The sequence below is a fragment of the Vibrio sp. YQ_11 genome, assembly GCF_043103065.1.
Lineage (GTDB): Bacteria > Pseudomonadota > Gammaproteobacteria > Enterobacterales > Vibrionaceae > Vibrio > Vibrio parahaemolyticus.
Genome location: NZ_JBICJM010000049.1, coordinates 104,877 through 127,033 on the forward strand (window position 1 = coordinate 104,877; position 22,157 = coordinate 127,033).

Consider the following 22,157-nt stretch of genomic DNA (forward strand, 5'->3'; position numbering starts at 1 on the left):
TTACACCTCCGCGAACTGACCAGCAGCCATAGCGCCAAGGTATGTCACGCCTTCATCAAAACTCACCAGGTTAATAATGTCGATTTGACCTGGTTCGAATGAAAGGCGCGGCGTGAGCCCGTTCGGAAACTTTACGTTACTTGGGAATGTTACGGAGCGACCCCCCACATCATCTTGTTCAAGGACCAACATCAGGCTAATAATGTTGGACGAACCAAGATCACCAGTTAGTGCAATTGCGGCGGTATCCTCAGTTAATCTGGCACAATGAACACCAGCGAGTGAGCTATCAATAGCTATGCTTGCCGTTACATCACCCAAGTTAACAATTTTGCTGTTAGTGCCGGTAAAGATTTCTCCATTTAGTCGAAACTCGCCAATGAGATTGATGGTTTTACCACCGTTATCAATTTCAAGCATTCCGGCATTTTCCGTATTGACGTATTTACGAATAGACGCAAATTCTGAGCTACCACCAAACAACTTGATTGAGCTGCAGTTAGAATCGCTCGTCTCCACCCAACCGTTTTCAGAAAAATTGACCGTCGTACCATGACGATATACTGTCGTCGTGGTCCAGCTATCCACCGTACCGTTGATAAGGGTACCGTCTTGGCCACTGATCAAATCCTGGATAACTGGATTGGCTGACCACCCATCGTTAATCGGGTAATGTCGAGACTCGCTACCTTTGCTTTTTACATCACGCAGCGTACCGGAGAAATAATCTCCAGCGCCACCAAATGCCCCTAATGTTTCGATGATGAAATCGCCACCTTCGACCAATCCATCATCATCGGCGTATTCCGTGCCGTCTACTGTTAAGGTGAATGTGTTATCAGCGTGTCGAGTTAAAATAACTGTATGATCGACACCATCTGCTAAAAGCGGCGAGCCACCAAACGTTAGTCGTGTATCGTTACCAGCGACTCGAGCTTTGAAATAACCATCACCCGACACCTCCATCCAGTTCGTGGTGCCCAAGTTAGAAACTATGTTGTTATATCCGACAACATCGGTGTTAATCGTCGCTTCGACACTGAACTCGCCAGACAGGATAAGCGCCGGTATATCAATCCGATTCGAGCTACCATTCAGCGTTAGTGAGCTAATCGTGGTCTCGTAGCTGTCCTTGATAACCGGGTTCGCATCCCAACCATCGTCAAGCTTATACAAGTGTTGACCACTGGCCGCAAGAAACTCCACATCGTACATGGCGAGACTAAGAGACGTAGAACCAATGGTATTAAAAGTTTGCGCGCTATCGAGCGTTATTTCGATTTGGTACGCGCCGCCGGTACTTGGCGCAACGGTCACGCCAGATTGGATCGTTACGCCATTGATAGAGCCGCTACAATATTTCGTGAAAAGGTACCCATCTTCGATATAAATTAACGATTCATCGAGCGCATTAACTAAAAATGCTTGAGTACCTTCGCTAGACGTAGCCAGATAAACAAAGGTTATGCTTTCACCTTCGATCATATCAATGTCAGGTATCGACACATAGGTATTTTCACCATTGAACACATAGACGCTGCGACCAAACACTTGAGATCCAACACTGAGTTCACTCAACAAATTAAGGTCACGCTGCTTAGTGTTAATTTTCGAAATTAATAGCGCAAGCCGATTATCGACTTCTTCTCTTGAGTATTTGTCGATGAGCACTTTACCGGTTTGACCATCGACGGATGTAACTGCATCAACGCCTTTTTCTCGAAACCAGACGATATCCGTGCTGTTCCAGTAAATACTATCGCCAGCCTCTACAACTAGCGTGTTGGTGCCATCTGTCATGGTGCCAGGCTCAGAAATTTTAAAATAATCCGTCACATCCTCACCAAGCGGCGTTGGGAACTCGCCCGAGGAGGCATCCCACACGCCACGGAACACAACTGCTGACGTTGCAACTTGAAGTGCCTTTGCTGCCGAAGCAGCGGCTTGATCGGTTAGTGCCGACACTTGTGTTAGCAGATTTGATAGCGCGAGTTGGATTTTTCTTGATGCTACGCGAGATTCTTCACTTGCTACGGCGGAAGCTTCGGAAGCTTCACTAAACGAACCACTGTTCGACGCTTCGACTGTCGCAAGCTCTAATGCTGATTCGCAGTCCGTTTTAAATTGCTCCCAGGTCGCTAATTGAGTTAACGCTTCGGCAGAGTTCCTGTGTTGTAATGCTAGTGATTCATACTGCTTCGCATTACTTTCTAAAACCTCTATCGCATCCCATGCAGCTTGTGAAGATAGTGCATTTTCAGCAGTTTTAGCGACATTGGTTTTCAGTGTCAGAGCTTCTTGAGTGTAGATCGCGAGTAATTGTGAGGTCTTGTCTGTCAGCGAAATGACCTGTTCAACTAACTCCTGAGTCATTATCGTGCGACCTCACTCTGTTTGATCATTTGTGCTTTCGCATTGTCTGACGCGGTTTTATCACCCAATGCCGTGGCAAATGCTTGGAGGTGCAATTGCGCTTTATTCCCTTCGTTCGGGTTCTGTGAGTCCTTGTTATAAGCGCGGTACATGACAAAATCAGCAACCGTACCTTCGTAAATATCTGGCAACGGGAATGGGTTTTCTTCCTCGTTGACACGTAAGTTACGCGAATACACCAACTCTACATCCACATCAGCGGTCGGTGATGGATATAGAAACAGTGTGGTTTCGTCCATCTCATTTCTCGTCCAGCATACTGGCGCGCCTTGTGTTGTGCGCCAGTCCGGGTACAGTTGGTTTAGCTTGTTGATATCAACAAATTGTGCAGCCACATTGCCAACGTGGTTGACGGCTAATATTTGGTAGGCATCAATCGGTAATGCCACGACATTAGAGCTAGTCGTCACGGTTGCGGTTGCGCGACTTAAATCAGGACGACGAATAACGATGCTCGCAATCGCATCATTCAGGAAGTCGACCAATTCAGTTCGGGACCAGCGCACATTGCGGAGGTCAATCAAATCACGAGAAATGCGGTCAATTAACGTTTTAACGGTGGTAGACATCAGAAGAACTCCCTGTTGCGTATTGGATTAACAAAGTTGGATGTATTGCCTGATTCGACTGAAAATCGATAAGCCTTACGAATGGACTCCTGGAACCACTGGCGATATTCCTGAGCCAGTTGCGGATTAAACCAATCCGAGTCCGGTTGAATGAGAAGAAGGTGAGCCGCGCCGTAGCAAATGCCCTGCGCGTATTCATCAAAAAGGATTTCGGGCAAATGTGTGCTGCCTGGTGCCGGCTCAAGCGCGCAAGCCACATCCACATCGAGCGCATCAATGTTAAACATCAGCGTGTCACGGCTAAGTTTGTTGTACTCAGAGCCAAGTGCCATAGGTAGAGCATCAGAGGTTGATGCAGCCTGGATGACGCTGAACACCTCACACGCTCGAAAAGCGCCCTCACCGATACCGTTTAACTCTGAGCTGCCCACCACGGCGATTACATCGTTTTGATTAACGCTGGCAAGTTTTCGCGTGTAACGCACTAGCTTTGACTCTCGGCAAAACTCTTGCGCTGCCTGGACCAACGCATCGTTAAGCAGTGGAGGTAACGACACATTGACCAGCTGACGCAGTTTAGGAATAAAGGTTTCGACGAGGACGGTATTCATTATTCGCCCTCGTTAGTTTCGAGATTACGAATGTGATTGCGAACACGTAGGCGGAAGTCATCAACTGACTCTTGCGCGCCTTTGGCTGCAACATCAAGCTCGTTCGCTGCGATCAGCGTTTTTAGCTTGGCTGAATTCAGTTTTGCAAGATCAAGTTCTTCGCCTTTAAGTGTGACCACCATTGACGCTTGTTCCGCTGCTGCCTGTGCCGCTTGCTTTGCAGCTGCTTGCTGACGTTCTTTCTCGGCTTCACGTTCGGCCTCAATCTTTAGGTGGTCCTCAAGTTCAGTTTCCTGAATCCATACCGTAGGGAAGTCAAGTAGCTGATAGGCAATGTCTGACGCAACCGCTACTGGCTTGTTTTGAGGAAACACCAGGCGCGAACCGGTGATGGTGTCTTTTTTTCGTGGCTTAGGGCCAATGTAAACAATGGAAATTTTATCGCTCATGCTTTACTCCAAAAAAAAGAGGCCGAGCGGCCCCTTTCTGGTTTGTCGTTTGGCTTAGTAGCCTACGTTCACGTACTCAATCATCACATCCAGCTCGCCGGTCGCAGCTGCGCCGCCGATGGTTACTGTTAGTGGTGATTTCTCATCGACGAACACCGGCTTAATTGGTGTGACTAGAGCGGTTGCTGCCGCTACATCTTCAGCTGAAATCAAGCTGACTTCGCCAGCCTTAACGTCTGCCGTAACACCGGCACCAAGACCATCAGTAAACAGGCGAACGCCAGTGATTTTTAAACCGATTGGCAATTCAAGAACCTGGAATACATCACCAGCTGGCGCCGCTTTAGCGGTTAGCTTTGCAAACTCTAAAGAGAGGTTGCCGTGTGCGCCGACGTACACACGGTTATGGAAAGTTTCGCTTTGATACTTCATTGATTAGCTCCTTATTGAGACACTGCGGTATCTAGGGCCATAACGCCGTGGTCGTTGATACGGCCAGCTTTGTCTTTAAAGCGGATCTTCTTAGAGCCGTTCATCCAGTAAACTGTTACCTCGTCACGGTTGCCGGCATCGGTTTTTTCTTCGTGGTAACGGAACTCTTGACCGCCTTGAGTTTTACCCCAAGCGTAAGCAAGCGCCTGACCACCAAGCAGCATTGCGCGATCGATGGTTGTGCCAGCGGTCACTTGAGCGACGGTCGCGTCATTGTTATTCGCACTCACATCTACAGTTGAGCCTGTATTGAAGCGAATCGGCATACCTTTGTACTTACGGACCAAGATGTTACCGCGCATTGCACAATCACCACGGAAAACCGGATGGTTAAAGTTGCGTGAGCGAGTCATTGCTTGTGCAGTTAGCGCTTGCCAGTCTTTACCACTTGCCGAGCTGTAGAAATCAGCCCATTGGCGTGGTGTAACGTTCAGCACGTAAAACGGCTCATCGCCAGCCAGTTCATCTTTAGCAAAGCGAACTGGTTGCAGTGGGTGCGCCATTTCTTCAATGTAAAGGTTTAGGTTGTCTAGCGTTTCGATGGAGAAGATATCCGCTGCGTCTAGACCTTCAAAGGTAGTCGCATCACCACCAAAGAAGTGACGATCATACGTTGGCGGGGTTACATCATTGACCATGATCTCGGCAAACTCATCATCGCTCGCTAGCGGAACAATGATATCGTCTGAATAGTAGTCACCACGCGCACCAGCCAGGTGAACGGTTGCTACCTGGTCTTGCAGTTGGTTGACGTAATCTGGCATCAGAGTACGTGCCAGCTTGCGTAGTTGGTGATTAGTACGTTGTTGGCTCATCTTACCGCCTGAATCAACCTGGTGACGACCTTGGTTGATTTTCAGTGCGAAGTCTGCGAACTCTAGACCTTCACCGCGGCCAGCAATACGGCGATCACCCATTGTCGGACGCTTAGACAGGCCATGAACCACTTGCATATCGACTTCATCACCAGCGGTCTTTGATAGGTCGCTAACACGAACGATCGGGGCATGTGGTGAAGTTTGCTCTACGCCTTTTTTAGCGCTTTGCACGTTTTGTGGCGCGTCTTCCGTGAATAGGTTACAGAAAGATTTACCACGTAGTGTGGCTTTTAGCAGGGCGGCTTCCTGGATTTTTACGCCCTTAGTAATAGTAGTCATACTCTAACTCCAATAAAAAAGCCCCGGCATTTCTGCCAGGGCTTTGTTTGAACGAAATCGTTTAGAATCCAGCGTTATAAAGAACCTGCTCTATCTGGGCTTCGCTTAGTCCGTCCAGTAATGAGTACATTTCTTCATCCGTTGCGTTTTCTATTCGATTCATTAAATCCGAATCGCCTACGCGATTTGTGTTGCCGAGTTCACTCGGTGAAGCGGGTAAACTGCCTTTCGCTTGGTCGGCTTTTCTTGCTGCTGCATCGAGCGCATCTTTAGCGCTTGGTCGCGGCTGCTCGCCATAAGCTAATCGGACTCGCTTACTCACCTCCTCAAATCGTTCGGCATAATTGCGGTTTGACCACTCAGGGTCAGAAGACAAAACTTCATCGACATGCTGGGCCATCTTCCAGCGGTCGCCACCTTCCTTTAACCATCCGCTAATGTCTGCGTTGCCTTGAAGCGCTCTTTCAAGCTCAGGGTCGGGAGCGTTATTGGTAGGCGTAGTCGGTTCGGTTGGCGCTGCTTTCTGTTCAGCTTGAGATTGAACTGCCGATTGCTGGCCTAACGCGGCCTCAATTTTGTTATTGAGTCCTGCGATATAGGCGTACATCTCTGGATAGTCTTCTCTCAACTCTTCCAGCTTCGCATCGTCGAGTACCAAGTCTTCCGGTAAATCTTCGGGTTCAACGCCAAATTCCGCTAACTGCTCGTTGCGCTTTTCAATCAGCTTCTCAAGCTTGCCGGCCTGGTCTGCTCTTGCTCTAAGCGCATCGTTTTCCTCGCGGAGTCGGGCGGCTTCCTGGCGTTCTTTTTCCAAAACATCGAAAGGAATGATGTTTTTTCCATCTTTAGCCAAAACACCTGCTTGGATATCGTCAGTTTCCGCAGCTGGCGAGGCTGCGTCTGTTTCGCCTTCTGAAACGTCAGATGTATTCCCTTGAGGGTTGTCATGGTTTGGTTCGTCAACCGAACCAGTCTCAACGCCCTCTACTTCCATTCCATCGAGTAGAGCCTCAAGATCTTCCAAGCTTTCATTGCCGGTTAATTCAATATCGTCGTTGTGTTCAATTGTCATTTTGTCTCCTTGGGTTAGACGTATCGCTGTCTCTGCGCCTGAACACTCTCGAGAAAGCGCTCAGGCCCAGATACAAAAAAGCCCCACACTAGGCGGGGCAAAACTGGAGATATGGCTCGTCAGTTATAGTTATAAAAAGTTGCGCTGCTGCATCACGCTACGGCGAACGTGATAAATATCGGTTGCATCCAGGTAGCAAATGAAATCACCAGGCTTAGCCGGCTCGTAGTGAACGAAATCAAACGCCTCACCGTCGATCTCAATTGAGCTCTTAGAAGGACCGCCAGTGTAAGTTGCAGACTTGCTCACTATCTTATCGCTGTCCTTAATCTCGTAAGCGGTGCGATTAATTTGACGTCCTTTATACTCACGCCAGGAAGGGCCAACATCGCTAGCCGCTGGCGCAATGTCTCTTTCCTTGGTCATTACGTTGAGAATTGTGTCACTTGTGTAGCCAGTGACTTTCAGCAAGTAACCTTCCACTTGCCATAGTGTTTGCTTTGCATCAGCAATTGCATTCTCTTTCGCCCAATAGCAACCTTCATCAAAATCGTAATTACGCAGGTCTACACACGCACTATCACCGTGGCCAACACGAAAGCCGTTCGGCAAAAAGGCATAACAAACCGTTGTGTTTGTCTCGCCTACTCGCTCGAATTCAAAAACTAGAGACTCAACCAGGGAGTCAATCAGTGACTTTTCCACGGTTGGGTATTTCTTTGATACCGTCATACTTGAATACCTTCTTACTTTGCTACCTTGCTACAGTGAGAGATTAGGATTCTCTCACCATGCTTCTAACTGAGTCTTAAAGTCACTGAGCCGACTGGCTGATTCCTTGTCAAAGCAGACACCACCATCACTCATCAGAGTGATGTTTAGATTTGGTGGCCAACTCGGAGGCTGTGAGCTCTGACTTGCGCACCCTGCCACCATTAGCCAGGTTGCCAGCAACATCATTGGCATTCTTAGCGGCTTTTTGCTTGTTCCGCTCTTTAATCCAACCACGGATAATGAGGGCAATGGTTTTAAGTAGCTCATTCAATCCGGTTTCCCTTAATGTCTGTGCGCGCGGATAAAACAGCGCCATGCTTAGCCGCTAATATATTGATTAGGACCATCACCCAATTAGGGAGCTTTTCAGTAACAGTAAGTGGTAGGTACTGCACGATATGAGAGAGAAATACACTCAGCGACAAGAAAATCATGGCGTATGGTTCAAGGCCCAATGTAAGTAGGTAATCGATTAGTGCTGAAATAACTTCGGTCATCATGGTTTTACTCCTGGTCGTTATCTAAAGCGGCAATACGGAGAACTGCTGCGATTCGGCGCATCCAACCTTTGCCGTACATCATGAAAGTGTCGAGCGCTGTGTAATAATCGATACGGGCGCTAATGAACTGCATTAGAAGATCATTTAATTCCGTTTGGCGCACCAGGGCTAAAGTATTAGGACCAACGATTCCATCCTCTTTTGCACCAACCGCTTGTTGCAATGTTTTAGCTGCACGGTGCCAGCCATGCTGAACCGCAGCATCAAACAGCTGGTATTGCATGGCAGGTCTGAATCGCTCCATACCTAGCGCTTGCCACCAATCTTCGAAGTAGATTGCTCGAATCTGCTCAATAGTTAGATTTTCAATGTCTAAATGCGGATACGTCATGGCAGATATGCCATGATTGGTTCCCTTTAGCTCTCCGTGACCAATTCGGCCTGTTGTCCAGTTACCGCGATCGTGCGGGTCATTCTGAAAGCCACCTTCGTGCAGAACTACACGCTCAAACGCTAAATCAAACATGCTTTGATTACCCTTTTGGTGATGGTGTTGGTCATAAATTCCAGGCATAAAAAAACGCCCCGATAGGGACGTTTGTTAAGGATTGGTAGGATTACTTGTCTTTAGACTCGAGATAGCGTCTTAGCCAACTGAGATCATTGGCTATTACGCTTTGTTGAGTGCTTATGTTATTCAGCTGCTCTCGAATAACATCGCTCTCTTTGTCTGCTTTGGCGATTTGCGTGTCATGTACTAGGTCTTGTTTTTCAAGATTGGCTACACGATTAGTAAGATGACCAGCGGAGTAAGCCAGGCCACCAACGGAAAGAAGTACGGATACGGCAGTCCCCAAAAAGGTTACTGTCTTCATTGCTTCATCGCTAATTGCCATGTGCCGCCCCAATAAAAAAGCCCCACCAGTTAAAACCGATAGGGCCACAAAGAAAAAAAGCCACCTCGAGAGGCAGCTTTGACTATGGGAAAATACTACCCCAGTTTTTTTCCATGCGCAACGGGTTAAAATCACATCTGGTCAATCATTCCCTCAATGGATTGCAACATTTGGTTTTGAACAACGGTCATTTCCTGACTTAGTTGCTCAATCTCTTGAGTGATACGCTTAGTTTCCGCAACGGTCTTAGCGTCATCAAAGCGCTGGCTCTCTGTGAGTGCCACCTCTCGCTCGGCTTTGGCGGCAATGTTCTTCGCTTCGCTTTCAAGTTTGGATACTTTCGCGGCCATTTCTCGCATTGATAGCTCAAGTTGTTGCTGCTGCAACTGCTGTTGCTGTTGCTGCTCTGCTTGCATGGCTGCTTGTTCTTCCTCTGACATGTCCTCAACATCTTTAGGCACATTCAACGCACCACGAACACGCTCCATGAATTCTTCTTTGTTTGGTACGTCTGATAGCTCGAGTACCAGGTCAATAACTGAAATCTGCACTTCTGGCGGTAATTGAGCGGTGATCATCATCATGCGCTCAGCTAGCTGTGACTTGTACGCTGCAGTTTGTTGGATAGGAGCCAATGCAATGTGCGCTCTCAGTCGGTTAATATCATTCGTCACTAAGCCGTCTTGACCAACTTCATTGATAACCACGGTCTTGCGCTTGCGCTTGTCCTCGCGATTGATAACGATTGGCCGGTCCTTTTGAAGTTTCAAGTCAATCAATATGTAGCAAAGCAATAACTCACCAAGCATTTGCGAGCCAAAGTTATAGTTGTCGTTGATTTCTGCGAGTGTGGTTGCGCCTTGTTCCACCAGGTTAGCAATGGCAACACCGGAGCTCGCATTGGAGTCTTGACCAAGGAACGCGCCATAAACACCCATCGTGTCTTGAATCAACTTCATCGAGTCTTGCATGACGTTGAATTGCTGGGCTGCAATGTTGAAGTCTTGCTGCACCTGGAACACTTCACTAATCGATTTTTGATTTTTACGACCAGGGTTCAGCTTAATCAAACCGTCAGGGCGTTCTACTTCCTCAAGTACCTGTTGCTGGCTCATATTTGTGGCGTCTTCATCCATAAGAACGCGCTTGGCTTGAAGTAACCAGGTCAATTTGATTCGTCTAAAGTTCACCTCATCCTGTGCGGGAATCGAGCGAGCAATCAGGCCATATGGCTCACCGCTGCTATCTTTTCTGAACCCCCAAAAAGGCACAATCGGAAACATCCCGTTAGGTGCTTCACAATCTTTAGTCCCAAGGTGGTACATCCCTGCATACCATTCCTCTTTGATGGTGCTCACTTGAGCCAGGCGAACTTCGGCGCGTCCCATTGCTAGCGCCATAGCGTGTGCCAGATTATCTTTTTCAAACTCAATCACTCGACCGTCCAGCGTATCAAGCACTGGCTTTCGCTCGATGTGTCGAACATAAACGATCTGCAGTCGTATGCGTTCTCGATTATGTGATAGGTACTCGGAATGGTCCCGTGACCAATTACTGAAAGCATCATGAGCATTCACTAGCATCGGGTCGATACCTTCAATGTTGTCTACGTCAACAAAACCACGCCAGTCATTGCGAGCAAAGTCCAGTATCTTAGCCTTTTCTGGTACGAGAGTTTTAAGCTCATCGATATCAATCCAGCGATAACGCATCACCCAGCGACAATCGGACCAATCAGGCTCAACACTGAACCAGTCCCAATACACTTCGTCACGAGGAACTACTTTTATCTTGTACTTGGGTCCAAACGGATTGGGATTGCGATAACACTCAACGAAACCAACGCCTGCTTTAATCTGTGACGCATAAGCATCACTTCGAGCTTTATCCAATCGCCCTAGCCTGGCAGCGTCAGCGAACTCGCTGTTAACCGCTTCGGCTAACAATTCCATTTGTTCATCAGGATCATCTGCCGAAACTAACAGGTCAGTACGGGTCTTAGCTTCCATACCTAATACACCGTCGATAGTCGGTGCTATGAGGTTGTGAACTGTTGCAGGTTGACCGCGCTCCTTTAGCTTAGCTTTAACGCCTGGGTCCAACTGGTCGCCGTCATAGTACGCCATTGCAACTTTTGCGGCGGTTCGCCAGTCCGGTTGTCCGTCGATATCCGACATAATTCGAGTCATAAACTCGTTTGGTTGTGCATGTAACATCATTATTTCGTCTGCCAGTGGTTGGATGATGGATCTCGTTTGAGGTCTTCGGATTTAACGCGAATAGGCATCCTTGCTCGTGCTTCCTGCGCAAGTAGATAACTCATCACTTGGTCATCGAAACAACCTTCTTGAGCGTTCATGCTGCCTTTCTTGTCGTAAACGTATGAGTGGAATTCGCTGATAGTCCCAATCCATCGAATCCCGGACACGCCGCCTTTAAATAGCGTTTTCATGCCCTCGGTTAGAATGGGTTTGCTGTGCTTGGTGGTAAGCCAGCCGAGTTTGACCGTCTCGTTGTCGTTGTCACGGTCGAGGTATTGCTCTGAATAGATGCGCTGAGTTGGGTAGATTTCTCTTAGCTTTTGGATGAATGCGTGACCATGGTTGTTTCGCTCTGGCATGATGTAAGCCTCGCCGTACATTCTGCCTAGATGCGCCGCAATATGAGCCAACATATCCACGTCAACATGCCCAAACCAATGCGCTACTTGTTCGCCGTCTGATTTCTTGACGATATCAATACTGCTTCGGTCGCCATGCTCCAAACCTTCGGCAATATCGACGCCAATTGCGTATTCCTCATCCTCATCAAACATTTCCCACTGCAGGAGCAAGTTCATTGCGTTACGCTGCAGTCTCAATGGGTCGTCTGAATCTATCGAATGAACACGAGTAAGGTTGCCTGTCACTGGCTCCATGTCGTAGACCAGGAACGGCGAAAGAATGTCTGACTCTGCAGACATGACATGCGTAGGGTTAAAGACTTTACGGCCAGAAGTAAGAAACGCTTCCATCGGAGTAGACGGAAACTCTTGCTTCATTTCCTCGCCCTGAACTGATTCTTTCTCGAGATACCACTGCTTTTGCTCATCATCGAGCTTGCAGTTCATCGCCTTTTCTACGCCTGCAAAGTATTCCTGCATGGCCACTGGCATTACCAAGCCGTTTCTTGGTAATGGCATTCGATACTTGGGATCTTGCCACCATGCAAAGAAGTGAAACTTATAGTCCTCGGACGATAGCTCTACGCCGCTTTTGTGTTGCTCCATAGAACGTAGGCACATGGTATAGAAGTCACCACCAACACCTTCTGCAGTCGATTCAATAAAACATATTGCGTTCTTATGTATTGCATTGAGCGTACCGGTCTTAACTTCCTTGGCCTTTTGCGGATACTTGGCACAAATTTTCCCGTGCTCCGATACGTGGAGCCGCTGGACCGTTCCTGAACGGAATGAGGTAGCAACTTGAATGGATGAACCATTCTTAAATACCATGCGACCACCGTTAGCGCCGCCCTTGCGTTCAACGGTTGGTAGTGCTGGCTTGAGCCAAACAGGAAGATTGTCGTAAGGGATCTCAATCTTGGTTCGGAAGATTTCACCCGCCGCTTGTTTGTCTTGAGCAATGATGCCGCACTTGAGATTCGTATTCCAAAGCGCTTCATCAAGCAGGTAAATATCAATTGCAGTAGAGAAGCCAAGCTGACGAGCTTTTAAGATGATGTTCTTGTGTCCCATCATCTTGAACAACAAAGCCTGAGCTGGCCTTAACTTGAACGTAACGAGTTCGCCGTCTTCGTTCTCAATCTTGTAGAGATTGTTTATTCGCCACCACTTGTCACTAAGCTTACTTAGCAGATATGCGCGGTCCTCTGGGGAGAGTGAAGCAATATCGTTGTTAACGTTTATATCTATTGCCATTATCTAACGCGCACAAAAAAGGCCGCACCAGGCGACCTTTAAACTTGAAACAATAACAATCATCATGCTGGGATATCGGATTCTTTCACCCAGGTACCGGCAATCATTTTTCCCTGGCGGTTCTCGATGACAGAAAAGGCGTGTGCCAGACAAGCGTACATACCAAATCCGTGCTGTACAGGTATCGTATGTAGGCGAGCGTAAACTTTTCTAATAGCTTCAAGCGGGTCAAGGTCTTTATTGATCGCGTTAGCCAGGTTGCCGAGTAATTCAATATCACTCTTATCGGTCACGATTGGCACATACTTCTCAAGCTCATAGCCGAAGTAACCAGCGATGATAATCAGAACAACCAACGAATCGCCTACGCCGTCTTTAGGGTCTTGGGGAATCTCTCCCCATTCTTCAATCAACTTAACAAACTGAGCCTTTGGCGAACTCTCGGTGAAGAAATCACGCACTTCGGCCCAGGTGCGAACCTTCTGATAAATCTCATCCATCATTTTATTCCTTAGTGAACAACAAAGCCGTTCGAGTCCATGGCCTGAACCTCGGCAACAATATCAGCAATAGCGGTACCCAAACCGGCTTGCTCTGACGCTAAGCGTTCAGATTCGAGCTCTGACTTGCGAACGTTAGCCTTTGTTTTAAGTAGTGACTCAATCCTGGCCACGTTTCTATCAATGGCGATATCCGTTTCTTTCCAAAGCTCATACAACTTAACTCGCTCGACTACACCAAGCCCCTCGTCCTGTAACTCGGATTCAATCTCACCATATTTAGTCATGGCGATCATGGTTCGAGCGCGGCACATTTCAATCTCGTCATCGATGACGGTTTTACTCGCATCAAAGATTGCGTCCAGGTCACCAAGGCGTCTCGCATAAGCGCCGTGCTTTTGCGAAACAGTGTTGTTTGGCATGAAGTGTCCGAGGTGATTTCGTTGTGGATTTGGCGTAGAGCGGCCAGAGTGATCACTTTGATCACTAGTTTGTGCGCAGTTTAACTGATCACTTTGCGCAGAATCGCTCTCGCCCCTTGCGTTCTCTGGCTTTTCACTCTTTCCCTGTTCCCCTTTCTGATCACCATTTTGCGGTTTCGCGGGTTGCTTTTTGGGTGTGTCTTGTGTGGGAGTGCGCAGATTTGGGCTAGTTTCTTCTGACTGATCACTTTTAGTGATCACTTTAAGATAGCGGCGCGCAGTATTGTAATTAATGCGCTTTTTGTCACACCACTGTTTAATCGTAATTCCGCTTTCATTGAAGGCTTGTTCGTATTCTGCTTGTAGCTTTGACCAATCGCGGCGAGCCATAAAAACCCCTATAACGAAAAAAGGCCGCCAGTTGGCGACCTTTATAATTTAGACTTGTGCATTATTGGAAAAGAGTACCCCAGTTCCCGAAGTCAATCAAGATTCATGCTAACTGACTCTATCTTCAGCGTGGTCATATTCGGCGCTTAATCTCTTATCTAGCAGTGATTGAGCTTCTTTCTCGTACTCGAATAACAAATCGCGCCAGCTGGCTGCAATGCCTGATATCTTCGGCCAGCTATCACGCTGCGAGCGAAACTCAGAAAGAAATGAACGCTTGAGCTCATCGTCTTTAAGTCTGAAAGAGCCAACACCACCACAAATATCACAAGGTGTTTGAGTCTTTTGAATGGTTCCCGTTGCTTTGCACTTAGGACAGTTCAACGTCTCCTCAGCTTTATTCCTGGCATATTCAGCAATGCTTTGGCGCTCAGCTTCGATTCGGCTTTCCAGGCTATTAATTTGCTTAGTAATCTCTGCAATCCCTGCCTGAGCAGTTTTGGTTTCCCTGGCTCGCTCGAGCGAACGTAACGACTTGGAGAGTGATTGAATGGTTTTCTTAGAACGCTCACCGCGCATCGAGTATCGCTTCCACGCAGACTCAACACGACGACGTTGGCTCTCAACCAGGCGTGAAGTAATATCAGCGAGCACCAAATGAGCTAGGTACTCAACTTCTATGAATTCCAGACTAACGCCAGAGCGAGCTATCGGAGCCGCGAACTCTACGGATTCGGTCATGTGATGAGTAAGGAGAGATAAAGCGTGCGCGTCATGCAGATGTTTAGCGTAGATAAGAGCAATACCAAGAGGATTTGCCCGTTGAGCACTTCCTACAGCGCCTAGGATTTGTTCTCTTGATGGGCCGCCAGATGATGGTTTTTGTTCCCATTTCATGGTTCGAGCAGCATTTAATAACGTTAACATTTCGACCTTATTCCCCATTACACGCTTCCTTACTGGCAAAAAAAAAGGCCAACCGTTGCACCGGCTGGCCTCCATTTGGGTATTAAAATGTTCAGCGAAAACACTTCGAAGGGGATGATATTGATACATAGATCACATTGCTGTGATGTGAATACCAATTATGGCCTAAAAATCACACTTTTATGACACTTATTACTCGTTATTAATTCTCTTTGAACAAAAAGCGATCAAAAAATAAGCTTTTTATAGTGTTTTCCTATAATTAACTCGCTTATTTTGTCAGAGATATCCTACATGGACAAAGCACTTAGATACTCGCTGATAAGCTCTTTAGCCTCCTCTAATCCGCGACACACTTCTGCCCTATATCCCTGAGTCCTAAGTCTCTCAAGCCATTTAACCTGGTCCTTGGTTACTGCGGCATCGTGAGGAATTGGGGCTTTAAGTTCAATTCTTAGGCCATGGTAACCACCGGCAGCAATCTCAAGCAACAGGTCAGGATAACCCCTCCGCCCCCCCATTTTTACAAAATCCCCCGCCGATTGAGGCCCCCTTTTGCCCTCATTAGGCATATGACAAAGGTAATCACCAACCAAAACACCATTAATAATCGTCTCATCAGCCCACTCAATCAGGGCGATTTGCTCGTACTTTTCTCGATGAACTGGCTTTTTACGGCGACTGTCCGGGCTATACGTTGTGGATGGTAATGTACTTTTACCTCTAGCCAAGTTATGTAGGTCCAATTGTCTTGATATCGATAAACTCATGACAAAGCCTCCATGCCAAACGCTAACTTAATCGTTTCTTTAATGTGCCAAAGTTGGGTGCCGTGAACTTTTTCCCATGCGTCAACGCCCCGGTGTAGCTCCTGGTGATGTTGATTACAAAGAGCGAAGGTAAATATGTCGTGCGCCTTGCCGCCCATCTTTCCCTCACCGTGTTGGATGAGGTGATGTGCTATCCCTGCCTCACAACCACATTGACGACAAGGAAGGGTACGAACGAATTTAAGATACTTCTCGCTATGCCAGGTAAGCATTTTTGGCTTGCGCATAAAGGACGCTGGCGGCTCATCGTCCACCGCGAGTTTAATTACTGGCCCGGCATAACGCTTGAGCGTTTCTTTGATTGGCTCCTGGTAGCGCTCGTTTGAAACTTTACTGTTAAATACAGCCGTTCTTCGCGCTGCATTGAGCTCTCGTTCAAACTGAGACTCCAACACTTTCTCAGGCAGCAGGGTAAACACATCGTTTCTTACAGCCCACCAGCAGATATCAACAATAGTAACGGGTCGGTTTGCGTCCCCATACAACAATCTAGCCACATCACGCAGACCAAACCGGACAGAATTGTTTCTGGCGATATTAAACGCCTGATTGCTATCATCAGCCAGGTTATCGTGATGCCAACAGAGGCGAATCGCGCCCTCACCCGTTCGTCTGGTCTTTAAGTTGCGATCACAATAGCCACCGTCAGACAGCTGACAGGCAGTTAGCCTGTCAACATAGGTAGAAGTCGGGACCATCTTTTTTTGAACGTCTGGGTGACTAAAGAAAGCCACCAGCTCTGAATTATCTTCACTGAGCGCGCCTTTCAGCGTTTGCGCTTTCGGAACAACCGTCATTGATGGAGAGACAATACCTATCTGACCATCCACCAGCAGTTTTTTAATTGAGTCTTCGAACCCCTTTAATGGGAGAACAGCTGCGCCAAGCGTTGGCACAATATCAACATTAAGGATTAGCACTGCTCTACTCCTAACGTGTGTGGTCTGGAATAGAAAAGCCTACTGGCTCGAGCGTAAGGAACAATCGACCGGTGCGGCCGCCCTTTAAATCTGCTTTGGTTACAAGGTAACGCTTACCTTCACGAATAAAGTGTGTGCGATTAACAAAGCAATATGCCGCTGTGTACGCTAATTTTGACGTCGCTGATATACTAATATCCAATTTAATACCCTTCTGATTATTTTGATGATCACCTAGCTAGGTGTGAAGACGTTGTTTTTATAGCTCTAGTAACTGAGCTTTTAAGTCCACAATCTCTTGTTCCAGGTTTTTAATGTCCTGCTTGGATTGTTCGATTCTTTTTTTGGTGTACTTAATATATTTCTGTTTTGTTTCTATCCAGCCCTCTATGAGCTGTGTGCGGCTCAATGGCAATTCAAAGCCCTTAGACCAGAATATTTGATGCTTCTCTCTCCCTGCAGCGTTTGAGTAAGAATATTCGCACGGTCCCTCAGCGTTGACATAAGCTGGATTGCTGCAGGATATTCTCAATCTATCGGGGGATAGCTTTAACGGCCTGTCTAGCTCTCTACACTCCGGACAATACCAGATAGATTCTAGGTCCAGCTCTGGGAACTCCCCTTCATATGGTTTTAAGCCACATTCCATCCAGGTCTTACCGCGCTCCAGGTTCTTCTCATACTCGCTCTTGGTGTTGTCTAGAGAGATTGGTTCGAATAGCACTGGTTTCTTCACTGTTCATTGTTCCCCTGTCCAATCTCATACTTAGAGAAATCCGTATCACCCGTTTCTATGTGCTCTAAGTTCCCTTGCTTGTTGGTCTTAAACATCTCCTTAGGTAGAAACACGCGCTTGAACTCGCCATGCCACTCTCCAATATCAGGATCACAAGCTGAACAGATGGGAGGCTTACTCTCACACATACGAAGGAACCAGTTAGATACAGCGGTATTTTCACAACACCCGCACTCAGCACACTGAAATAAACTCATTAGTAAACTCACTCCTTAGGTTCCTTTTAGTTTTCAGTTAAAACAATTCCATCATCAGATGAGACTGCACCAGTAATAACTTGACCGCTCTCTGTTCTAACAAGACCAAACTGTTCAGCTTGTTGGATTGCGTCACGTAGGTTTTCAAGGGCGGCTTTTAGGGCTTTATCTTCTCCATTACTCTCAAATGTCTTGCTCATTGACTACCTCCAAATGCTTTGCCTGAACAACAAGCTCATCTATCACACCCTTGTAGCCATGCTGTTCCCTCACGTAAGAAACAAACGATCGTCGATCCAATGGATACACCACTGCAACTAAACTAAATTCAGTATCTCCAGGCAAAACAGTGAGATTCCGGGCGCTTTCGACTCTAAACCGACCGTCGTAGTCGATATTCGTTACCCTTACTACATCGTAATCTTTAATCATCGTACTTCCTGTGGCCAACTGACCTTGGTTATCTTGGTTGGACGCTTGCCAATGTACTGACAAGCATCCCCTTCAATTACCGCGATATCTTTAACGCCAAACTGCCTGGCGAACTGTTTGGTTATTCCTAATAGTTCGTTGCGTTCTAACGTCTCTATCATCGAGTCACGGCACTGGGTAAATTTCATGTAGTGTCACTTCAACTTACCTTCCAAAATGCTTCGCTCTCAGTTCGGCTATCTTCGCTATGCCGTTCTTACGGGCGAGCTCCTTTTCATCTTGTGTTCTTGTGCGTTGCTTTGGTTCTGGTAACGCTTTAGGGCAAAGTGCCGTTATGTCCTCGCCAGCTGCGTAACGCCTGATAATTCTCTCGTACTGAGATTCAAATATCGGGAATAACTTGTCCTGTGGTAAGTGAGTTAAGTCCCAATGATTAATCTGATTAAACGTCGCCAGAATCACCGTAGGCAGCCGAAAGCGCAAATCCGTGTCGTTGTACTCATAAATTCTGTTAAACGCCTCACGCGCCGTTTGAAGCCCCAAATCTTCGATATTTGGTTTACACCACGAAATGAACTTTCCGACACTAGGGAAAAAATCACCATCGCTAGCTCGAGCTTTGCGTATCCCGTAGTGAATCTCCCGAAGGTCACGTACATCGCTCTCAGCAAGCCCTTTGAGGTAACTTCGCTTGAGGTCTGCCAGCTCTTGCGGGTGCCTCTCAAATCGAGCATTCCATGCAGGACAAGCCTGTAGCAGCTCCTTGAATATCTGGTTCACATGGCTGGCAGTTTGCTGCGTGTCGTCCGTTCTCGCCTCGTGGTGAGTGGCGTGATGACCCTGCACTACGCTCAACCCCTGAGCTACGTTCGCTACCAGCTTCATGGCTATACTCCGTTAAAACCAAGTTCATCAAGGTCCATACCATCAATCCAACTTGTGTCGTCGTTGAGTTCGCTCAGGCTCAAGCCCTTGCCAGGTTTGGATAACCATTCGGCCTTGAAAGCCTGCCAGCCACGGTACTCCCACTCGTCAAGACATTCCTGCAAGCTGAGTCCGTTGTTCCTGGCTGCAAGCCCAAACTGCTTGGCGAGTTGGTTCAGCACGTTCTGAGTGACGTTGGCCCGTTTTGATTTACGGATACGCAAAATCATTTGAATCTGCTCAGGCGTGATTTCACCCAGCACGGAAAAATCCAAATCCGGTACCGGAATTTTCTCAGGCCCAGAATTGCGTTTTTTTTGTATTAATTTTTTATCTGGTTCTATGACTGGTTCTAATGACTGGTTCTGAGTACCGTTTTCGGGACTATTCAAAGTACCGTTTTCGGGACTATTCAAAGTACCGTTTTCGGTATCATTCCGTTTTTGGGATGGTTCCGTTTTTGGGATGATTCCGTTTTTGGGATGGTTCCGTTTTTGGGATGATTCCGTTTTCGGTACTGTTTTATTTTCAGGTAAGTTCCTGCCGTCGATCTGATTCATGTCGCTTTCAACACCTACCAGTTTGTAAACCTTTGTTCTGCGAGTCATGCCCTTACGCTCCCCTGTATCCTTAATAACGCCAAGAGAGATCAGTTTATTGATGCTCGACATGATAGTTTTTCTGTTCAGACCTGTATCTTTCTCAAGGCGTGGAATGCTAGGGAAGCAACAATGATCTTCATCAGCACGGTCGGCCATTGAAAGGAGCAGTAATTTCAGGCTGGCTGGCTTAATATCCAGCCCCCAAGCCCAGTCGTTAGCGGTGCGGCTCATGCTTTCGAACTCCCTACAACCAAACGAGCCTTGTCCTTACCCAGAACGAAAAAACTCTTAGAAAACAAAATCAACATGAAGCCTGTAATGCACTGAGCGTCTACCACAGCCTTATAGCGAGAATGGGTAAGTAGCGAGAAACCACCGGTTGTTAGCTCTTGACCTTCATAATCAAAATACGCAGCAGAAAATCTAGCCATTACTTATCCTCCCAATTGCATAGGGTTTGTGTGCCAAAACTTGTGTTATTGTTAATTTTTGGGTAGTCTAGACTCCCCATAAAAAGATGTGGCTGTAAGTTTATTCTCATAATTGCCTTTACCGACGTATGTATTGTTGCAACAGCGAATAGACGAGCTATACTTTTGCTGCTGACGATGTTCTTTGCTAATACAAAAGGTGCGGGGCGTTCCCCCAAGCTAATTGCATCAGCTAGAGTATGTTGTCGCTCCAAGTGGTCGAGACTTGGAACAGGATTGCCTATACCGCTCCGCAAGGGGCGGTTTTTATTTGTGTGCACTTCCTAACTTCCTAGTTGCTCATTACCATCTCTCCAAAGTGTTTTCGCTGAAAATTCCAATTAACCATCGTGCAAATGGCCTAACCCTGCCGGTATTGGCATAACGCGAGTGCAATCACGCTATTACCACCAGCTTTAAACTGTCACCAATAGAAGCCGCTAATCCCCTATCAGTGATTTTGATACGCACTGGCATCGAATTTTAATTCTGGGTACTTCTCTGCTAGCTTCCGAGCCTGTAGCTCAGGGATAAGCCCCCCTTTTTTACGTTTCCATTGAGCAACGGCAGGCTGCTTCACTCCTAGTGCTATCGCCACATTTGCTTGAGTTCGAAAATAAGAAATCACACTGTCATAAGTCATGATAACCCTCCTCCTCTTGTTGAAACTCCACCTAATAATATAAGCCAACTTATCTGAGATCAATAACAAATCTTATTTGATGCAAATGATTGCGCTCTATATCATTGAAAGAAAAAGGGAAAACGCATGTCCTTTTTATCGAAAAACTTACTCTCAATAATGAGAGCTAAAGGGATCACTCAGGCAGAATTAGCTAAGTCTTCTGGTGTTTCCCAGGTAACAATTAGTCACTTAGTCTCGGGAAAGTCTACATCCAGTAGAAAGCTACCCGAAATAGCAAAAGCGTTAGGGGTAACAACCGAAACCCTTACGTCCAACGCTCGGGCTGACATCAGCCTAGAAGACGCAAAACCACCAGTTAATTACTACCCTTTAATCAGCTATGTTGAAGCTGGCAATTTCGCTTGTATTGATCAGACATTCGAAAGTTATGAGTACTACCCTGCTTCTAAGGTTTGTAGCTCATCTACGTTTGCCCTTCGCATTAAAGGTGAGTCAATGGAACCTCGATTTATGGAAGGAGACATTATCTTTGTCGATCCTGAGCAAGCGTATTCAAATGGGGACTACGTTGTAGCAAGGATTAATGGCAGCGATGAAGCAACATTCAAGCAGTACCGCGAAGTTGAGGGGAAGAAATATTTACATGCCCTTAACTCTGAATTCCCTCTCGACATGAGATTCCAAGAGCTCACGAAGGACAGCGTGATTGTCGGAAAGGTCGTTGCTGTATATAAGGAGTTCTAGCCAGGCAGAGCGCTGTAGCGGCCAGTAATTGAGAGGCAATAAGGTAAATAAATGGATGTATTGGGAATTGTCACAACACTGATTGTAGGAGCGCTGTTTACCTACATGATGTGCGAATCAAGCAAGAAAGATGAACTCAGAAAACAGAAAGACCAATATGACAAACTGCTTAGAGAGGAGTATCAAGGGCAGCATCATTACAGGTTGTACGATGACGACACTCAGACGTGCATGTCACTTACCTATCAAAAATTACGTAGACTTGAAGATTTAAGGGCGCTAGAACTACCGGACGATAACCGCATTCCCGAATACAGAGAGATGATCGCTCTAGAAGACTGGTTAATCGACCAAGGTATTACAACCACTTAGTTAGGATAAATTCTTCGTCTAGACGAACCATTTCAAACCGCCCATTGAGGCGGTTTTTTAATTTCTGGGGTATTCACTACTTATAATGGCCGTAAAATTAAAACCAATGA

Annotated in this window: 30 protein-coding genes; 2 read left to right on the top strand and 28 right to left on the bottom strand. The window is 46.9% G+C overall.

Annotated features, from left to right (window positions below):
- The 28 genes from ACF8EG_RS20700 to ACF8EG_RS20835 form a co-directional block, all read right to left on the bottom strand.
- On the bottom strand, positions 1-2,373 hold the full coding sequence (locus ACF8EG_RS20700; protein WP_392419724.1) for a hypothetical protein: 2,373 nt from the start codon (positions 2,371-2,373) through the stop codon (positions 1-3).
- Positions 2,373-3,002 carry a DUF6682 family protein gene (locus tag ACF8EG_RS20705; RefSeq protein ID WP_392419726.1) on the bottom strand — a complete coding sequence of 210 codons (630 nt, stop codon included), beginning with the start codon at positions 3,000-3,002 and terminating at the stop codon, positions 2,373-2,375. The genes ACF8EG_RS20700 and ACF8EG_RS20705 overlap by 1 nt, the downstream gene beginning before the upstream one ends.
- Positions 3,002-3,613 (bottom strand): hypothetical protein, encoded by a 612-nt coding sequence (locus ACF8EG_RS20710; RefSeq protein WP_392419728.1) that lies wholly within the window; start codon positions 3,611-3,613, stop codon positions 3,002-3,004. Before ACF8EG_RS20710 ends, ACF8EG_RS20705 begins: the two co-directional genes overlap by 1 nt.
- Complete coding sequence (locus ACF8EG_RS20715; protein WP_392419729.1) at positions 3,613-4,062, bottom strand: hypothetical protein; 450 nt, start codon at positions 4,060-4,062, stop codon at positions 3,613-3,615. Before ACF8EG_RS20715 ends, ACF8EG_RS20710 begins: the two co-directional genes overlap by 1 nt.
- A 54-nt stretch (positions 4,063-4,116) precedes the next feature.
- Positions 4,117-4,494 carry a hypothetical protein gene (locus tag ACF8EG_RS20720; RefSeq protein ID WP_392419731.1) on the bottom strand — a complete coding sequence of 126 codons (378 nt, stop codon included), beginning with the start codon at positions 4,492-4,494 and terminating at the stop codon, positions 4,117-4,119.
- An 11-nt stretch (positions 4,495-4,505) separates the two neighbouring features.
- Complete coding sequence (locus ACF8EG_RS20725) at positions 4,506-5,711, bottom strand: DUF4043 family protein (RefSeq protein ID WP_392419733.1); 1,206 nt, start codon at positions 5,709-5,711, stop codon at positions 4,506-4,508.
- Between the two features lie 61 nt (positions 5,712-5,772).
- A complete protein-coding gene (locus tag ACF8EG_RS20730) occupies positions 5,773-6,783 on the bottom strand; it encodes an ATPase (protein WP_392419735.1) in 1,011 nt (336 codons plus the stop codon).
- A gap of 129 nt (positions 6,784-6,912) precedes the next feature.
- The gene (locus ACF8EG_RS20735) at positions 6,913-7,515 is read right to left on the bottom strand and encodes a Gp49 family protein (protein ID WP_392419737.1); all 603 of its coding nucleotides are present in this window, start codon (positions 7,513-7,515) and stop codon (positions 6,913-6,915) included.
- Between the two features lie 127 nt (positions 7,516-7,642).
- A complete protein-coding gene (locus tag ACF8EG_RS20740; RefSeq protein ID WP_392419738.1) occupies positions 7,643-7,828 on the bottom strand; it encodes a hypothetical protein in 186 nt (61 codons plus the stop codon).
- Positions 7,821-8,057 (bottom strand): hypothetical protein, encoded by a 237-nt coding sequence (locus ACF8EG_RS20745; RefSeq protein WP_392419740.1) that lies wholly within the window; start codon positions 8,055-8,057, stop codon positions 7,821-7,823. Before ACF8EG_RS20745 ends, ACF8EG_RS20740 begins: the two co-directional genes overlap by 8 nt.
- Positions 8,058-8,061: 4 nt before the next feature.
- Positions 8,062-8,583, bottom strand: coding sequence for a glycoside hydrolase family 108 protein (locus tag ACF8EG_RS20750; protein ID WP_392419808.1), 522 nt, complete (start codon positions 8,581-8,583; stop codon positions 8,062-8,064).
- Positions 8,584-8,674: 91 nt separating this feature from the next.
- Positions 8,675-8,953 (bottom strand): hypothetical protein, encoded by a 279-nt coding sequence (locus tag ACF8EG_RS20755; protein ID WP_225452492.1) that lies wholly within the window; start codon positions 8,951-8,953, stop codon positions 8,675-8,677.
- Between the two features lie 131 nt (positions 8,954-9,084).
- Complete coding sequence (locus tag ACF8EG_RS20760; RefSeq protein WP_225452493.1) at positions 9,085-11,172, bottom strand: portal protein; 2,088 nt, start codon at positions 11,170-11,172, stop codon at positions 9,085-9,087.
- Entirely contained in the window at positions 11,172-12,875 is a 1,704-nt protein-coding gene (locus tag ACF8EG_RS20765) for a terminase (RefSeq protein WP_392419743.1), read from the bottom strand. Before ACF8EG_RS20765 ends, ACF8EG_RS20760 begins: the two co-directional genes overlap by 1 nt.
- A 62-nt stretch (positions 12,876-12,937) precedes the next feature.
- Positions 12,938-13,378, bottom strand: a complete 441-nt coding sequence (locus ACF8EG_RS20770; RefSeq protein ID WP_392419745.1) for a hypothetical protein — start codon at positions 13,376-13,378, stop codon at positions 12,938-12,940.
- An 8-nt stretch (positions 13,379-13,386) separates the two neighbouring features.
- Positions 13,387-14,187, bottom strand: coding sequence for a hypothetical protein (locus ACF8EG_RS20775; RefSeq protein WP_392419746.1), 801 nt, complete (start codon positions 14,185-14,187; stop codon positions 13,387-13,389).
- Positions 14,188-14,295: 108 nt separating this feature from the next.
- Positions 14,296-15,132, bottom strand: coding sequence for a TIGR02642 family protein (locus ACF8EG_RS20780; RefSeq protein WP_392419748.1), 837 nt, complete (start codon positions 15,130-15,132; stop codon positions 14,296-14,298).
- 272 nt (positions 15,133-15,404) lie between these two features.
- The gene (locus ACF8EG_RS20785) at positions 15,405-15,884 is read right to left on the bottom strand and encodes a VRR-NUC domain-containing protein (protein ID WP_392419749.1); all 480 of its coding nucleotides are present in this window, start codon (positions 15,882-15,884) and stop codon (positions 15,405-15,407) included.
- Positions 15,881-16,864, bottom strand: a complete 984-nt coding sequence (locus ACF8EG_RS20790; RefSeq protein ID WP_392419750.1) for a DUF968 domain-containing protein — start codon at positions 16,862-16,864, stop codon at positions 15,881-15,883. Before ACF8EG_RS20790 ends, ACF8EG_RS20785 begins: the two co-directional genes overlap by 4 nt.
- Positions 16,865-16,874: 10 nt before the next feature.
- Positions 16,875-17,066, bottom strand: coding sequence for a hypothetical protein (locus ACF8EG_RS20795; protein WP_392419752.1), 192 nt, complete (start codon positions 17,064-17,066; stop codon positions 16,875-16,877).
- Positions 17,067-17,123: 57 nt separating this feature from the next.
- On the bottom strand, positions 17,124-17,600 hold the full coding sequence (locus ACF8EG_RS20800; protein WP_392419754.1) for a hypothetical protein: 477 nt from the start codon (positions 17,598-17,600) through the stop codon (positions 17,124-17,126).
- Positions 17,597-17,857 carry a hypothetical protein gene (locus ACF8EG_RS20805; RefSeq protein ID WP_392419756.1) on the bottom strand — a complete coding sequence of 87 codons (261 nt, stop codon included), beginning with the start codon at positions 17,855-17,857 and terminating at the stop codon, positions 17,597-17,599. Before ACF8EG_RS20805 ends, ACF8EG_RS20800 begins: the two co-directional genes overlap by 4 nt.
- Before the next feature lie 26 nt (positions 17,858-17,883).
- On the bottom strand, positions 17,884-18,057 hold the full coding sequence (locus tag ACF8EG_RS20810) for a hypothetical protein (RefSeq protein ID WP_392419758.1): 174 nt from the start codon (positions 18,055-18,057) through the stop codon (positions 17,884-17,886).
- A complete protein-coding gene (locus ACF8EG_RS20815) occupies positions 18,041-18,289 on the bottom strand; it encodes a hypothetical protein (RefSeq protein WP_392419759.1) in 249 nt (82 codons plus the stop codon). Before ACF8EG_RS20815 ends, ACF8EG_RS20810 begins: the two co-directional genes overlap by 17 nt.
- Positions 18,290-18,493: 204 nt before the next feature.
- Positions 18,494-19,174, bottom strand: a complete 681-nt coding sequence (locus tag ACF8EG_RS20820) for a replication protein P (protein ID WP_392419761.1) — start codon at positions 19,172-19,174, stop codon at positions 18,494-18,496.
- A gap of 2 nt (positions 19,175-19,176) precedes the next feature.
- Entirely contained in the window at positions 19,177-20,046 is an 870-nt protein-coding gene (locus ACF8EG_RS20825) for a helix-turn-helix domain-containing protein (RefSeq protein ID WP_392419763.1), read from the bottom strand.
- A complete protein-coding gene (locus ACF8EG_RS20830; protein WP_392419764.1) occupies positions 20,043-20,246 on the bottom strand; it encodes a hypothetical protein in 204 nt (67 codons plus the stop codon). The genes ACF8EG_RS20825 and ACF8EG_RS20830 overlap by 4 nt, the downstream gene beginning before the upstream one ends.
- 490 nt (positions 20,247-20,736) lie before the next feature.
- Positions 20,737-20,928: a Cro/CI family transcriptional regulator gene (locus ACF8EG_RS20835; RefSeq protein WP_392419766.1), complete on the bottom strand. Its 192-nt coding sequence runs from the start codon at positions 20,926-20,928 to the stop codon at positions 20,737-20,739.
- 126 nt (positions 20,929-21,054) lie between these two features.
- Here ACF8EG_RS20835 and ACF8EG_RS20840 point away from each other — a divergent pair, with 126 nt between their 5' ends.
- Both ACF8EG_RS20840 and ACF8EG_RS20845 read left to right on the top strand, forming a co-directional pair.
- A complete protein-coding gene (locus ACF8EG_RS20840) occupies positions 21,055-21,675 on the top strand; it encodes a LexA family protein (RefSeq protein WP_392419768.1) in 621 nt (206 codons plus the stop codon).
- A 51-nt stretch (positions 21,676-21,726) separates the two neighbouring features.
- Complete coding sequence (locus ACF8EG_RS20845; protein WP_392419770.1) at positions 21,727-22,047, top strand: hypothetical protein; 321 nt, start codon at positions 21,727-21,729, stop codon at positions 22,045-22,047.
- The last annotated feature ends 110 nt before the right edge of the window (positions 22,048-22,157 follow it).

Bases quoted from the DNA above. Each gene is read 5' to 3' on its own strand.
- ACF8EG_RS20785 (WP_392419749.1), bottom strand. From the start codon at position 15,884: ATGAGTTTATCGATATCAAGACAATTGGACCTACATAACTTGGCTAGA.
- ACF8EG_RS20730 (WP_392419735.1), bottom strand. From the start codon at position 6,783: ATGACAATTGAACACAACGACGATATTGAATTAACCGGCAATGAAAGC.
- ACF8EG_RS20720 (WP_392419731.1), bottom strand. From the start codon at position 4,494: ATGAAGTATCAAAGCGAAACTTTCCATAACCGTGTGTACGTCGGCGCA.
- ACF8EG_RS20770 (WP_392419745.1), bottom strand. From the start codon at position 13,378: ATGATGGATGAGATTTATCAGAAGGTTCGCACCTGGGCCGAAGTGCGT.
- ACF8EG_RS20750 (WP_392419808.1), bottom strand. From the start codon at position 8,583: ATGTTTGATTTAGCGTTTGAGCGTGTAGTTCTGCACGAAGGTGGCTTT.
- ACF8EG_RS20775 (WP_392419746.1), bottom strand. From the start codon at position 14,187: ATGGCTCGCCGCGATTGGTCAAAGCTACAAGCAGAATACGAACAAGCC.
- ACF8EG_RS20845 (WP_392419770.1), top strand. From the start codon at position 21,727: ATGGATGTATTGGGAATTGTCACAACACTGATTGTAGGAGCGCTGTTT.
- ACF8EG_RS20805 (WP_392419756.1), bottom strand. From the start codon at position 17,857: ATGAGTTTATTTCAGTGTGCTGAGTGCGGGTGTTGTGAAAATACCGCT.
- ACF8EG_RS20735 (WP_392419737.1), bottom strand. From the start codon at position 7,515: ATGACGGTATCAAAGAAATACCCAACCGTGGAAAAGTCACTGATTGAC.
- ACF8EG_RS20755 (WP_225452492.1), bottom strand. From the start codon at position 8,953: ATGGCAATTAGCGATGAAGCAATGAAGACAGTAACCTTTTTGGGGACT.
- ACF8EG_RS20815 (WP_392419759.1), bottom strand. From the start codon at position 18,289: ATGATTAAAGATTACGATGTAGTAAGGGTAACGAATATCGACTACGAC.
- ACF8EG_RS20780 (WP_392419748.1), bottom strand. From the start codon at position 15,132: ATGGGGAATAAGGTCGAAATGTTAACGTTATTAAATGCTGCTCGAACC.
- ACF8EG_RS20840 (WP_392419768.1), top strand. From the start codon at position 21,055: ATGTCCTTTTTATCGAAAAACTTACTCTCAATAATGAGAGCTAAAGGG.
- ACF8EG_RS20715 (WP_392419729.1), bottom strand. From the start codon at position 4,062: ATGAGCGATAAAATTTCCATTGTTTACATTGGCCCTAAGCCACGAAAA.
- ACF8EG_RS20745 (WP_392419740.1), bottom strand. From the start codon at position 8,057: ATGATGACCGAAGTTATTTCAGCACTAATCGATTACCTACTTACATTG.
- ACF8EG_RS20835 (WP_392419766.1), bottom strand. From the start codon at position 20,928: ATGACTTATGACAGTGTGATTTCTTATTTTCGAACTCAAGCAAATGTG.
- ACF8EG_RS20700 (WP_392419724.1), bottom strand. From the start codon at position 2,373: ATGACTCAGGAGTTAGTTGAACAGGTCATTTCGCTGACAGACAAGACC.
- ACF8EG_RS20705 (WP_392419726.1), bottom strand. From the start codon at position 3,002: ATGTCTACCACCGTTAAAACGTTAATTGACCGCATTTCTCGTGATTTG.
- ACF8EG_RS20810 (WP_392419758.1), bottom strand. From the start codon at position 18,057: ATGAGCAAGACATTTGAGAGTAATGGAGAAGATAAAGCCCTAAAAGCC.
- ACF8EG_RS20825 (WP_392419763.1), bottom strand. From the start codon at position 20,046: ATGAGCCGCACCGCTAACGACTGGGCTTGGGGGCTGGATATTAAGCCA.
- ACF8EG_RS20765 (WP_392419743.1), bottom strand. From the start codon at position 12,875: ATGGCAATAGATATAAACGTTAACAACGATATTGCTTCACTCTCCCCA.
- ACF8EG_RS20830 (WP_392419764.1), bottom strand. From the start codon at position 20,246: ATGGCTAGATTTTCTGCTGCGTATTTTGATTATGAAGGTCAAGAGCTA.
- ACF8EG_RS20710 (WP_392419728.1), bottom strand. From the start codon at position 3,613: ATGAATACCGTCCTCGTCGAAACCTTTATTCCTAAACTGCGTCAGCTG.
- ACF8EG_RS20820 (WP_392419761.1), bottom strand. From the start codon at position 19,174: ATGAAGCTGGTAGCGAACGTAGCTCAGGGGTTGAGCGTAGTGCAGGGT.
- ACF8EG_RS20725 (WP_392419733.1), bottom strand. From the start codon at position 5,711: ATGACTACTATTACTAAGGGCGTAAAAATCCAGGAAGCCGCCCTGCTA.
- ACF8EG_RS20760 (WP_225452493.1), bottom strand. From the start codon at position 11,172: ATGATGTTACATGCACAACCAAACGAGTTTATGACTCGAATTATGTCG.